Origin of the sequence: Streptomyces bambusae, from assembly GCF_019400985.1 — a bacterium.
GTDB classification, from domain to species: Bacteria; Actinomycetota; Actinomycetes; order Streptomycetales; family Streptomycetaceae; genus Streptomyces; species Streptomyces bambusae_A.
Genome location: NZ_WTFF01000236.1, coordinates 1 through 11825, shown reverse-complemented (window position 1 = coordinate 11825; position 11825 = coordinate 1). Strand labels below are relative to the sequence as shown.

Here is an 11825-nt window from a genome sequence, read left to right as displayed (position 1 = left end):
CGTTGCTGTAGAGATCCGGACCCTCCCGACCGAGATCTACACGCGTAAGATCGTCGGCGGCGTCAGAGGGGTATAAGAGACAGGCGAGGGCGTGTACGTCCTGCTCGGCCCCGGCTCCGAGGTGGGCCGGGCACTGGCCGCCGGCCGCCCCGACCGGGCGGCCCGGCTGCTCGCGCCCTGGCGCGAGGTGTACGGCGACGCGCTCCGCCTGGAGGCCGTCCACCACGGCCGCAGCGGCACCGGTCCCGGCTCGCTCCGGCTGGCCGCCCGTACCGTGGGCTTCGCCGCCGACCAGGGGCTGACCGCCGTCCTGACCAACGCCGTCCGGTACGCCGACCCTGGCCAGGGCCCCGTCGCCGACGTCCTCGACGCCGCCCGCCGGCTCGTGCCCATCGACCCCCGCGGCCCCCTCGACAGCGGCGAGCGCTGGCTCAAGGACCCCGCCGCCATGGCCGCGGCCGCCGACCGGATCGCCCAGGCCGCGGGGCTGCGCCCGGCCGACGCGCGCCGGCTGCTGGAGGACACCCGGCGCACCGCCCAGGGCTGCGTGGTCGACCCCGAGGACGACCTCGGCATGGGCTCGGTGCACTTCCCCGAACCCTGGCTCGTGGGCGCCGCCCACCGCACCGCCCAGCGGGTGCTGGAGTCCCGCGCCTGCGCCGGCATGGTGCTGCGCGGCTACGCGGACCGCCGCGCGTACTGGGACCGGATGCGCGAGGAGCTCGACGTCATCGCCTACCACGGCTACGCCTCGTACTTCCTGACGGTCGCCCAGGTGGTGGACGACGTACGGAAGATGGGCATCCGGGTGGCCGCGCGCGGCTCCGGGGCCGGGTCCCTGGTCAACCACCTGCTCGGCATCGCCCACGCCGACCCCGTCGAACAGGGCCTGCTGATGGAGCGGTTCCTGTCCAAGCGGCGCCCGGTGCTGCCCGACATCGACATCGACGTGGAGTCCGCCCGCCGCCTGGAGGTCTACCGGGAGATCATCGGCCGGTTCGGCGCCGAGCGGGTCGCCACGGTCGCCATGCCCGAGACCTACCGGGTCCGGCACGCCATCCGCGACGTGGGCGCCGCCCTGTCCCTGGACCCGGCCGAGACCGACCGGCTCGCCAAGGCCTTCCCGCACATCCGGGCCCGCGACGCCCGCGCGGCCCTGGCCGAACTCCCGGAGCTGGCAGGCGTACGGGCCGAGGCCCACAGGTACGGCCGGCTGTGGGAGCTGGTCGAGGGCCTCGACGCGCTGCCGCGCGGGATCGCCATGCACCCGTGCGGGGTGCTGCTCTCCGACGCCTCCCTGCTCGCCCGCACCCCGGTGGTGCCCACCAGCGGCGAGGGCTTCCCCATGTCCCAGTTCGACAAGGACGACGTGGAGGACCTCGGCCTGCTCAAGCTCGACGTGCTCGGCGTACGGATGCAGTCGGCGATGGCACACGCGGTCGCCGAGATCGCCCGGACGACGGGGCGGCGGATCGACCTGGACGACCCGGCGCAGGTGCCGCCGGGTGACCGGGCCACGTACGAGCTGATCCGCTCCGCCGAGACGCTCGGCTGCTTCCAGATCGAGTCCCCGGGCCAGCGCGACCTGGTGGGCCGGCTCCAGCCCTCGACCTTCCACGACCTGGTCGTGGACATCTCCCTGTTCCGGCCCGGCCCGGTGGCGGCCGACATGGTGCGCCCCTTCATCGAAGCCCGGCACGGACGGGCCCCCGTCCGCTACCCGCACCCGGACCTGGAGGGCCCGCTGCGTGAGACGTACGGGGTGGTGGTCTTCCACGAGCAGATCATCCGGATCGTCGACATCCTGACCGGCTGTGGTCGCGCCGAGGCCGACCGGGTGCGCCGCGGCCTGTCCGACCCCGAGTCGCAGGGGCGGATCAAGGCCTGGTTCGCCCGGTGCGCGGCCGAGCGGGGGTACGCGCCCGAGGTGGTCGCGCGTACCTGGGAGATCGTCGAGGCGTTCGGCAGCTACGGCTTCTGCAAGGCGCACGCGGTGGCCTTCGCCGTACCGACGTACCAGTCCGCCTGGCTCAAGGCGCACCACCCGGCCGCGTTCTACGCCGGGCTGCTCACGCACGACCCCGGCATGTACCCCAAGCGGCTGCTGCTGGCGGACGCGCGGCGGCGCGGGGTGCCGGTGCTGCCGCTGGACGTGAACCGCTCGGCGACCGCCCATCGGATCGAACTGGTGTCTGGTGCTGCTGACACTGCTGACGCTGCTGGCGCGCCTCCGGTGTGGGGTCTGCGGCTGGCCCTGTCCGACGTCCACGGCATGAGCGGGGCGGAGGCGGCCCGGATCGAGGACGGGCAGCCGTACGCCTCGCTGCGCGACTTCTGGGACCGGGCCCACCCGGGGCGGCCCGTGGCCGAACGGCTGGCGCAGGTCGGTGCACTGGACGCGTTCGGGGCGAACCGCCGCGACCTGCTGCTGCACCTGTCCGAACTCCACGGCGCGCAGCGGGCCGCCGGGACGCGCGGCGGCGGCCGGGGCGGCGGCCGGGGCGGCCAACTCCCCCTGGAGGGCGGCCGTTCCACCGCCTCCCTCGGCCTGCCCGACCTGGACGACGCCGAGCGGCTCAGCGCCGAGCTCGGCGTGCTCGGCATGGACGCGTCCCGGCACCTGATGGGCGACCACCACGCCTTCCTCGCGGAGCTGGGCGTGGTCCCGGCGCGCTCGCTGCGCGAGACCGAGCACGGGCGGACCGTGCTGGTCGCGGGCGCCAAGGCGGCCACCCAGACCCCGCCGATCCGCTCCGGGCGGCGGGTCGTCTTCACCACCCTGGACGACGGGACGGGCCTGGTCGACCTGGCCTTCTTCGACGACAGCCACGAGGCGTGCGCGCACACCGTGTTCCATTCCTTCCTGCTGCTGGTACGCGGCGTCGTCCAGCGCCGGGGGCCGCAGAGCCTGAGCGTGGTCGGCTCGGCCGCGTGGAACCTGGCGGAACTGGCCGAGCTGCGGGCGGAGGGCGGACTGGAGGCGGTCGCGGCGCGACTGGCCGAGCCGGTCGTTCCCGGCGGGGGTGACTCCGGCCGGCGCGTCCATCTGCCGACGGGGTACGAGATGCATCCGTGGGCGGACCTCCAGCCGGCGGGCGAGGGGGCGGCGACGGGGCGCAAGCTGTGGCATTCGAGCCCGGGGAGCGCGGGATGACCGACCGAGCCCTGCGGGGCCATCTCCCCTCCCCGCCCCTTCCCGTAACCGGGGGCTGCGCCCCCGGACCCCCAGCCGTGCGCTCCGCGCCCGGTGCGCTCAAACGCCGCGCGGGCTGGATCTATCCAGCCCCGCCGGCGTTTGAGGCGCGGGGGTACGGGGGCGGAGCCCCCGAAGGCGGGGTCCGGGGCGGCAGCCCCGGTTTCGGGAAGGGGCGGGTAGGGGAACAGGCCCCGGGCAGCGGCAGCGGCAGCGGCGCCGGCGCCGTGCTGTGCCTGCGGCTGCGCCGGCTCGACGGGGAGCCCCTCGACGCGCAGACCTACGCCGGCCTGCTGGAGCTGCTCACCGCCCTCACCCCCGTCGTCCAGCCCCTCCCCCCGGACTCCGCCCTCGCGGACGTCCACGGCGCCCTGCGCTACTTCGCCCGCACCGCCCCGGACCTGGCGGCCCTGATCCGGGTCCGGGCCCTGGCCCGGTACGGGGTCGAGTGCGCGATCGGCATCGGCGGCAACCCCATGCTGGCTCGCACGGCGGCCCGCGACGCCCGGTACGGGCAGACCGTGCAGGTCGGCCAGGAGCCGGACGCCGTACGGGAGTTCCTGGCACGCAGGCCCGTCACCGCGCTGGACGGCGTCGGCGCCAAGGCGGCCCGGGTGCTGTGCTCGTACGGTCTCGACACCGTCGGCCGGGTCGCCGCCGCCCCGCCCGCCACCCTGCGCCGCATCCTCGGCGTCCGGGCCGGCCGGGAGGTCCAGGAGCGGGCGAACGGCATCGACCGGACCGCGGTGGAGCCCGGCGCCGCCGCGCGGTCGCTGGCCGCCGAGCGGCCGTTCGACCGGGACGAGCTGGACCCCGTACGGCACCGGCGCGCCCTGCTGTCGCTCACCGAGGAGCTCGGTGCCCGGATGCGGGCGCAGGGCCGGGTCTGCCGGTCGCTGACGCTCACCGTGCGCTGCGCCGACCGCACCTCCGTCACCCGGACCCGGACGTTCGCCGAGGCCACCGCCCACGCGGCGGCCCTGACCGGCGCCGCCTACGGGATGTACGCCGCCCTCGGCCTCCAGCGCGCCCGGGTCCGCGCGGTGTCGCTGCGCGCGGAGGGGCTGCTGCCCGCCGAACGGGCGTCCCGGCAGCTCAGCCTGGACCCGGAGGACGAGAAGGCCCGGCGGCTGGAGGCCGTCACCGACCGGGTCCGCGCCCGCTTCGGACCGGCCGCGATCGCCCGCGGCGTAGCACAGGGCCCACCCGACACGGGATTTTTTACCGACGCGTAACTTCCAAGTGTTGCTACTCAGCCGTAATTTAGCGGCAGCAGCTACCCCTTGTGATCCGGATCACGGGAACGCCCCCACGTGTTCATCGCCTTGACCGCAAGGAGATCACCCGATGCTGCCCTGGAGACGCCTGCTCCGCCCGCTCGCCGTCCTCGCCCTCGCCGCCGCGGCCCTCGCCCCGGCCGGCACCGCACAGGCCGCGTCCGCCCCCAGCAGCGGCTGGAACAACTGGTCCTGCAAGCCCTCCGCCGAGCACCCGCGCCCCGTCGTCCTGGTGCACGGCACCTTCGGCAACTCCGTCGACAACTGGCTCGGCTTCGCCCCGTACCTCGCTCACCGCGGGTACTGCGTCTACTCGCTCGACTACGGGCAACTGCCCGGCGTGCCCTTCTTCCACGGCCTCGGCCCCATCGACAAGTCGGCCGAACAGCTCGACACGTTCGTCGACAAGGTGCTCGCCGCGACCGGCGCCGCCGAGACCGATATCGTCGGCCACTCCCAGGGCGGCATGATGCCGCGCTACTACCTGAAGTTCCTCGGCGGCGCCGACAAGGTGCGCGCGCTGGTCGGGCTCGCACCCGACAACCACGGGACGAACCTGCTCGGCTTCACCGAGCTCCTGCCCTACTTCCCCGGCGCCGAGGACCTGATCAGCGCCAACACGCCCGGACTGGCCGACCAGATCGCCGGCTCCGCCTTCCTGACCAAGCTCAACGCCGGCGGGGACACCGTCCCGGGCGTCGACTACACCGTCATCTCCACCCGGTACGACCAGGTGGTCACCCCGTACCGCAGCCAGTTCCTGAGCGGGTCGAACGTCCGCAACGTGGTCCTGCAGGACCTGTGCCTCCTGGACCTCTCCGAGCACGTCGCGATCGGCCTCACCGACCGGATCGCCTGGCACGAGGCGGTCAACGCGCTCGATCCCGCGCACGCCCGGCAGACCACCTGCGCGTCGGTCTTCGACTGACGCGACGCGCAGGCGGCCCCTGTCGTGCCGTCGGGGTCAGCTGCCGTGCCGCCCCCCGGCGGCACGGCGGCGGGCCAGTCCGAACAGGACGGCCGCCCCGACGGCCAGCACGCCCGCGCCGGCCATGGCGATCAGCGGGGTGCTGCTGTCGCCACCGGTCTCGGCGAGGTTCGTGCCCTTGCCGCCGGCCGGCACCGCGTTGTTCGCGGGGGCCGGGGCGGCGGTGGTCGAGCCGTTGGTCTTCGGGTCGTCGTCGCCGTGGCCGTAGTGCTCCACCGTGGACTTGTCCCGGCCGGCGGCGATCTGCTGGTCGGTGGGCGCCGACGGCCCGGGCGCGGGCTTCCCGGACGGCTCGGCCGAGGGCTTCGCGCCGCCGCCCGGCGTGGTGCTGCCGGTGCTGCCGCCCGGCGCGGTGCTGCCGGTGTCCTTGCCGTCCTTGCTGTCCTTGCCGAAGACCACGTCGGAGCAGGTGTAGAAGGCCTCCGGGCTGTCCGAGCGCTGCCAGATGCTGTAGATCAGGTGGCGGCCGGACTTGTTCGGGACGGTGCCGGAGAAGACGTACTCCCCGCCCGACATCGAGGGGTCGGTGGCCTTGGCGAACGGAGCCGGCTCCAGGTCCGACCACTTCAGCGGCCGGGTCGGGTCGTAGCCGTCCTTGGTGATGTACAGCTCGAAGGAGCCCCGGTGCGGGGCGGTGGCCTTGTAGCGGAAGGTGTGCGCGCCCGCCGTCATGGGGCCGGCCGGCCAGTCGCCGCGGGCCAGGTCCAGGCCCTGGTACTTGTCCCTGCCGGCGGAGCAGAGCCGGCCGTCCGGGATCAGCGCCCGGTGGTTGCCGGCCGCGTTGGCGATGTTCACCTCGTTCCAGTCGTAGAGCGCCTGCGTTCCGCCGGCCGCGACCGCCGCCTTGCAGGCCGCGGACTTCGGCGACTCCGGCCCCTCCGCGTAGCACGCCGCGACCCGGCTGACCGGGTCCGTCATCGACCCGTGGGCGGCGGCCGGCGCGACGGCGTACGCGGCCACGGCGAGCGGCGCGGAGCCGAGGGCGGCGACACGGAGCGCGGTACGACGGCGTGCGGTGCGACGGCGTGCGGGCATGGGCGGATCTCCTTCGAGCGGACGTCGGGCCGCGCGGCGCCGCCCCCGTACGGGACCGCGGCGCCGCTTCATGCCCTCCCTGGCCCGGCCAAGCTAGCGGCCCGGAACCCCTGTTCAGGGCCCTTCCGGCGGCCGAAGCTGATCCTTACGCTCCGCTTAAGGAAGGGCTAAGCGGGCCGACAGGATCAGTGCCCGGCATCAGTGCCCGGCCGGTCGGGCCCGGCCCGCGGTCAGCGGCCCAGCAGGTCCGTGAGGGTGCCCGCCTTTGCCAGGCGTTCCAGGGTGTCGAGGGCGGCCAGGGCCTCGCGGGCCGCCTCCGGGTCGCGGTCGGCGAGGCCGCTCGCGGCGAACTCGTCCTCGTCCAGGCGCCGTACGTCCGAACCGTCCGCGGAGACCCACAGGTCGAGGTCGAGGTCCTCCACGGTGATCTCGCCGTCCCGTACCACCGCGGGCCGGGTGATGTCGCAGTACCAGCCCTTGCGGACGCCGTCGGCCGTACGGACCTCCTTGACCGCGTACCAGCGGTCCCGCCAGAAGTGCTCGACGAACACGTCGCCGGGCTCGAAGCGGACGAAGCCGAAGTCGCGGACCCCGTCGGCGGCCCACGGCGCGCGGACGGTGACCCGGGAGCCGTCGTCGGCGAGCGGTTCGGCGGTGTAGCGGATCTTGGTGCGGCCGGCCTTGACCAGGGCCACCGTCAGCAGGTCGGTCATCGTGTCCTCGTCCTCGTCCTCGTCCTCGTCGCCGTCGCCGTCGCCGGCGTCACGGCTGTTCCTTGAGCTTCTTCGTGTAGCGGACCTCGGTCGCGCAGATCTCGTAGCCGAACCAGGTGTTGACGGCGAGCATCGGCTCGTTCCCGGTGTCGTTGCCGGTGAACGCCTCCCGGTAGCCGGCCGCCCGGGCGCGGTGCAGGGAGGCGGTCTTCACGAGCTTGGCCAGCCCCCGGCCGCGGAAGTTTCGCAGGGTGCCGGTCATGCCGGAGCCGTAGCGGGTCCCGCCGTCGGTGAGGGCGGCCGTGAAGGCGGCCACCGCGCCGTCGACCAGGGCCACGACGGTGAGCTCCTTGTCCAGGTCCGGGTTGTTCCAGGTGTGCCGCACCCAGTCCTCGTAGTCGTCGAACTCCGCCCCGACGTCGCCCGGTTCGTCCGCGGTCGTCTCCGCGTCGGCCTCGAAGAGGGGGCGCGGGTCGGCGGTGAAGGCGGAGGCGGGGCGCAGTTCGACCCCGGCGGGCAGGGCCGGGATGTCCGGCAGGGCGGCGCCGGCCAGGTCCAGACGCAGGAAGTGCGCGGACCGGCCGGCACGGTAGCCGCGCCGCTCGGCGAAGGCCCGGTTCGCGGGCTCGTCCAGCACCCAGGCGTAGACCTCCACGGCGCCCTCGCCCGCCAGGTACTCCTCGGCGTGGGCGAGCAGGGCACTGCCGGCCCCGAGCCCGCGGGCGGCCGGGTCGACGTAGGCGTTGACGAACGACCGGCCCGGCTCGGGGCTCTCGTAGGCGATGCCGACCTGGGCGGTGCCGACGATGCGGCCGTCGCCGGTCTCGGCGACCAGGACGCGGTAGCGCTTGGCCGGGTTGGCGCCGGCGAGCTCGAAGGCGATGCCCTCGGGGGTGCTGAGCAGGTACGGCAGGGCCGTGCGGCGGACCCGTACGACGGACTCCACGTCCGCGGGGTCGGCGGGGCGGAGGTCGCGGATCATGACGGTCATACGGCCGAAGCTACGTGCCGGACCTGCGCGACCGCCTCCGAATTACCGGGCCATGGTGGACAATCGGGCCCGTGACCTCGACGAACCTCAAGATCTCCCTCGATGCGGCGGCCGGTGCCCCGGCCCCGTACGAGCAGGTGCGCGCGCAGATCGCCGACCAGGCCCGGTCGGGGCGGCTGCCGGCCGGTTTCAAGCTGCCGACGGTGCGCGGGCTGGCGGAGGAGCTGGGCCTGGCCGCCAATACGGTCGCCAAGGCGTACCGGGCCCTGGAGGCCGACGGCGTGATCGAGACGCGGGGGCGGCACGGCACGTTCGTGGCGGCCGCCGGGGACGCCACGGCGCGGGAGGCGGCGGCCGCCGCCCAGGCCTTCGCCGAGCGGGCCGACCGCCTGGGCCTGACCTTCGACGAGGCCACGACGGCGGCCCTCACCGCCCTCCGGGCCCGGTACGGGCGTTAGGCGTCGGTTCGGTGCAGTGCGCGACGGGAGGTGCGGTGCGCACCCCACGCGCGTCCCGGCAGGTCGCCGAGCTCGCTCATGTGCTCCGGGCCAGCCTCGCCGGCCGCACGCGCGTGCCGCAGCACAGCCTTGAGGACCGCCCCTGCCGCCGCCCACCGAACGGCGTTGCCCATGGAGGGCTCAGAGGTACAGCCCCGAGTCCGCCCCCTGTGACTGCGGCGGGAGCACCGCCGCCGGGCCCGAGCCGCGGCGGAGGGCGTAGAGCTCGGCCAGGGTGGCGCCCTCGCGGCCGATGCCCTCGTCGGTGCCGAGCCAGTCCACCGCCTCGCGGTGGGTCAGCTTGCCGACCTCGATCCTCGCCAGGCAGCGGCCCGGCCTGACGACGGCCGGGTGGAGCCGCTCCAGGTCCTCGTTGGTGGTCACGCCCACCAGCACGTTGCGGCCCTGCCCCAGCAGGCCGTCGGTGAGGTTGAGCAGCCGGGACAGCGCCTGCCCGGCGGTGTGCCGGGCCTCGCCGCGGATCAGTTCGTCGCAGTCCTCCAGCAGCAGCAGCCGCCAGCGCCCCTTCTGCGTGCCCTCGTCCTCGCCGATCGCGATGTCCATCAGATAGCCGACGTCGTTGAACAGCCGCTCGGGGTCCAGGACGCAGTCCACCTGGCACCAGTCCCGCCACGACCGGGCCAGTGTCCGCAGGGCCGAGGTCTTGCCGGTGCCCGGCGGGCCGTGGAGCAGCAGCAGGCGGCCCGCGATGTCGTCCGGGGTCACCTTCATCAGCCGGTCCATCGCGGACGCGACCGGCGCCGTGTAGTTGGCCCGGACCTCCGGCCAGGTGCCGGCCGCGATCTGACGCGTCGTACGGTACGGGCCGCGGCGGGGCGAGACGTACCAGAAGCCCATCGTGACGTTCTCCGGCTGCGGTTCGGGCTCGTCCTGCACCCCGTCCGTCGCCTGTCCCAGCACGCTCAGCGCCAGCTCGTCGCTGACCGCCGTCACCGTCACGTCCGCGCCCCGGCTCCAGCGCGAGACGAGCACCGTCCACCCCTCGCCCTCGGCCAGGGTGGCGCTGCGGTCGGTGTCGCGCGCCGAGCGCAGCACGGTGGCGGCGGGCGGCAGCAGGCTCGCTCCCGGCTTCACGCGTTCGATCGTCACGCTCTGGGCGTACGGCTGTTCACCGGACGCGAAGCGGCCGAGGAAGAGCGCGTCGACCACGTCCGCCGGGGAGTCGCTGTCGTCGATGGTGAGCCGGATCGGCAGCGCGTCCTGAGGGTTGGCTGGCATGGCGCCCATGATCCGGCACGGGGGTGGCCCGCGCACCCGTGTTTCCCCGGTTCGTTCGCCGGAACGAGTGCCGCTCTTCCTCCTCCAAACGCATCGGACGTGAAGATTCGCGGCGGATCCCTCCCCCGAATTTTCTTGGCATGGACACTTCCAGCCACGCCTTCGCGCCGGTACCACGGAGTCGGCAGACAACCCCCACAAGGAGCCGCACCCATGAAACTGACGCGATGCGCCGCCCTGGCATCGTCCCTGTTACTCGCCGCGGGCGCCGCGCTGTTCGGCGCCGGCCAGGCCTCGGCCGCGGCCGATTTCGGCTATGTCGCGCTCGGCGACTCGTACTCCTCCGGCGTCGGCGCCGGCAACTACGACAGCGCCAGCGGGAGTTGCAAGCGCACCACCCGCGCCTACCCGGCGCTCTGGGCCGCCGCCCACGCCCCCCAGTCCTTCGCCTTCACCGCCTGCTCGGGCGCCCGTACGGACGACGTGCGCGCGAGCCAGCTCGGCCCGCTCAACTCCGGCACCGACCTCGTCAGCATCACCGTCGGAGGCAACGACGCCGGCTTCGCCGACGTGATGACCACCTGCGTCCTGCAGTCCGAGAGCACCTGCATCAGTCGCATCAACCAGGCCAAGGCGTACGTCGACACCACCCTGCCCGGCAAGCTCGACCAGGTCTACGACGCCATCGAAGGACGTGCCCCGGGCGCCCGCGTGGTGGTCCTCGGCTACCCCCGCTTCTACAAGCTGAACGGCACCTGCGTGGCCGGCCTCACCGAGAACGAGCGGGCCGCCATCAACGGCGCCGCCGACCACCTGAACGCCGCCATAGCCAAGCGCGCCGCCGACCACGGCTTCACCTTCGCCTCGGTCGCCGGCGCCTTCACCGGCCACGAGATCTGCTCCGGCGCCGCGTGGCTGCACAGCGTCAACTGGCTCAACATCGGCGAGTCGTACCACCCGACCGCCGCCGGACAGTCGGGCGGCTACCTGCCGGTCTTCACGAACGCCGCGTAGCGGCCCCCGCGACCGGCAGTGCCGACCGCGAGGGGGAGGGTCCGCCCGACGGGCCCTCCCCCTCGTCGCACGTGACGGCGTACTCCACCCAGGCGGACCAGGCCTGGACCGGGGCGCGCACCTCCAGCCGCACCGCTCCGGAGCGGCGCACCAGCTGGGTCCGGGTCAGCTGCCGGCCCTTCGGCCCGCCCGCCTCGTACGTGACGGACTGCCAGCCGCTGCCGGTGGCCGGGGCGTCGCCTTCGCGTACGGCCCAGCGGTACTCCAGCACCGTCGGCGTACGGGCCACCACCACGGTCGCCACGAAGGCGGGGGCCTGTGCGTGCGGGGGCGGGCACGGGCCGGTGTAGCTGCCGCGCACGGTGCGGACGGACACGGTGACGTGCTGCTGCGTCGTGCCCGGAGCCGCCCCGTCCGACGCCGACGGCGACCGGCCCGCGGACCGGGAGGCCGAGGCCGAGGGCCGCCCGGCGCCGGCGGAGCCTCCGTACGCCGCCGAGGACGAGGCCGATGCCGAGGCCCGGCCGGACGGCAGGGTGCCGGTCCCACCGGTCGCGCCGGTCCTACCTGTCCCGCCGGTCGCGCCGGTCGCTGAGGAGGTGCTGCCCGCGGGGCCGTTCCGCCCGCTGCCCTCACCGCCCTTGCGGTCCTTCAGCAGCGCCCAGCCGAGCACGACCAGTGCCACCAGCAGCACCAGCACCCCCACCGTCAGCACCAACCCGGCCCGCCCGCTCCCGCCGCCTCCGCCGCCTGCATCGCCTTCCGCGCCGACGGCCGGCGACGTGGGCGGCGGGGGCGGAACGGGGGAGGGGGCCGGGCCGAAGGCCCCTGCCCGGCCCCGCGTCTGCGCCTCGGCGGCGCCCGTACGGACCGTGGCC

At 74.6% G+C, this 11825-nt stretch carries 9 protein-coding genes and 1 pseudogene; 5 read left to right on the top strand and 5 right to left on the bottom strand.

Translation table 11 applies throughout. The annotated features are described in order from the left end of the window. Positions 1-91 precede the first annotated feature (91 nt). The 3 genes from dnaE (at position 92) to GPJ59_RS26355 (ending at position 5398) form a co-directional block, all read left to right on the top strand. Positions 92-3154 (top strand): DNA polymerase III subunit alpha, encoded by a 3063-nt coding sequence (gene dnaE / locus GPJ59_RS26365; RefSeq protein ID WP_308120493.1) that lies wholly within the window; start codon positions 92-94, stop codon positions 3152-3154. A gap of 275 nt (positions 3155-3429) precedes the next feature. Continuing rightward, entirely contained in the window at positions 3430-4428 is a 999-nt protein-coding gene (locus GPJ59_RS26360) for a DNA polymerase Y family protein (protein ID WP_258024939.1), read from the top strand. 112 nt (positions 4429-4540) lie between these two features. Continuing rightward, positions 4541-5398, top strand: a complete 858-nt coding sequence (locus GPJ59_RS26355; RefSeq protein ID WP_219670191.1) for an esterase/lipase family protein — start codon at positions 4541-4543, stop codon at positions 5396-5398. 36 nt (positions 5399-5434) lie between these two features. On the opposite strand, the gene GPJ59_RS26350 is transcribed toward GPJ59_RS26355, so the two are convergent. The 3 genes from GPJ59_RS26350 to GPJ59_RS26340 form a co-directional block, all read right to left on the bottom strand. Further along, entirely contained in the window at positions 5435-6493 is a 1059-nt protein-coding gene (locus tag GPJ59_RS26350; RefSeq protein WP_219670190.1) for a lytic polysaccharide monooxygenase, read from the bottom strand. A gap of 230 nt (positions 6494-6723) precedes the next feature. Next, complete coding sequence (locus GPJ59_RS26345) at positions 6724-7206, bottom strand: DUF402 domain-containing protein (RefSeq protein ID WP_219670189.1); 483 nt, start codon at positions 7204-7206, stop codon at positions 6724-6726. A gap of 49 nt (positions 7207-7255) precedes the next feature. Beyond that, entirely contained in the window at positions 7256-8197 is a 942-nt protein-coding gene (locus GPJ59_RS26340) for a GNAT family N-acetyltransferase (RefSeq protein WP_219670188.1), read from the bottom strand. Between the two features lie 71 nt (positions 8198-8268). Between GPJ59_RS26340 and GPJ59_RS26335 the strand changes: the two genes are divergently transcribed. Beyond that, complete coding sequence (locus GPJ59_RS26335; protein WP_219670187.1) at positions 8269-8655, top strand: GntR family transcriptional regulator; 387 nt, start codon at positions 8269-8271, stop codon at positions 8653-8655. Positions 8656-8835: 180 nt separating this feature from the next. Here GPJ59_RS26335 and GPJ59_RS26330 read toward each other — a convergent pair whose 3' ends face one another. Then, positions 8836-9933 carry a DUF5925 domain-containing protein gene (locus tag GPJ59_RS26330; RefSeq protein ID WP_219670186.1) on the bottom strand — a complete coding sequence of 366 codons (1098 nt, stop codon included), beginning with the start codon at positions 9931-9933 and terminating at the stop codon, positions 8836-8838. A 213-nt stretch (positions 9934-10146) separates the two neighbouring features. Here GPJ59_RS26330 and GPJ59_RS26325 point away from each other — a divergent pair, with 213 nt between their 5' ends. After that, positions 10147-10947 (top strand): SGNH/GDSL hydrolase family protein, encoded by an 801-nt coding sequence (locus GPJ59_RS26325; protein ID WP_219670185.1) that lies wholly within the window; start codon positions 10147-10149, stop codon positions 10945-10947. Here GPJ59_RS26325 and GPJ59_RS26320 read toward each other — a convergent pair. After that, positions 10931-11825 (bottom strand): annotated as a pseudogene (locus tag GPJ59_RS26320) (hypothetical protein); the annotation flags it as partial. The gene GPJ59_RS26325 and the pseudogene GPJ59_RS26320 sit on opposite strands and share 17 nt — an antisense overlap.

What these genes read in the sequence shown, in the direction of transcription:
- GPJ59_RS26340 (WP_219670188.1), bottom strand. Translation starts at nt 8,197, where the DNA reads ATGACCGTCATGATCCGCGACCTCCGCCCCGCCGACCCCGCGGACGTG.
- GPJ59_RS26350 (WP_219670190.1), bottom strand. Translation starts at nt 6,493, where the DNA reads ATGCCCGCACGCCGTCGCACCGCACGCCGTCGTACCGCGCTCCGTGTC.
- GPJ59_RS26345 (WP_219670189.1), bottom strand. Translation starts at nt 7,206, where the DNA reads ATGACCGACCTGCTGACGGTGGCCCTGGTCAAGGCCGGCCGCACCAAG.
- GPJ59_RS26355 (WP_219670191.1), top strand. Translation starts at nt 4,541, where the DNA reads ATGCTGCCCTGGAGACGCCTGCTCCGCCCGCTCGCCGTCCTCGCCCTC.
- GPJ59_RS26330 (WP_219670186.1), bottom strand. Translation starts at nt 9,933, where the DNA reads ATGCCAGCCAACCCTCAGGACGCGCTGCCGATCCGGCTCACCATCGAC.
- GPJ59_RS26325 (WP_219670185.1), top strand. Translation starts at nt 10,147, where the DNA reads ATGAAACTGACGCGATGCGCCGCCCTGGCATCGTCCCTGTTACTCGCC.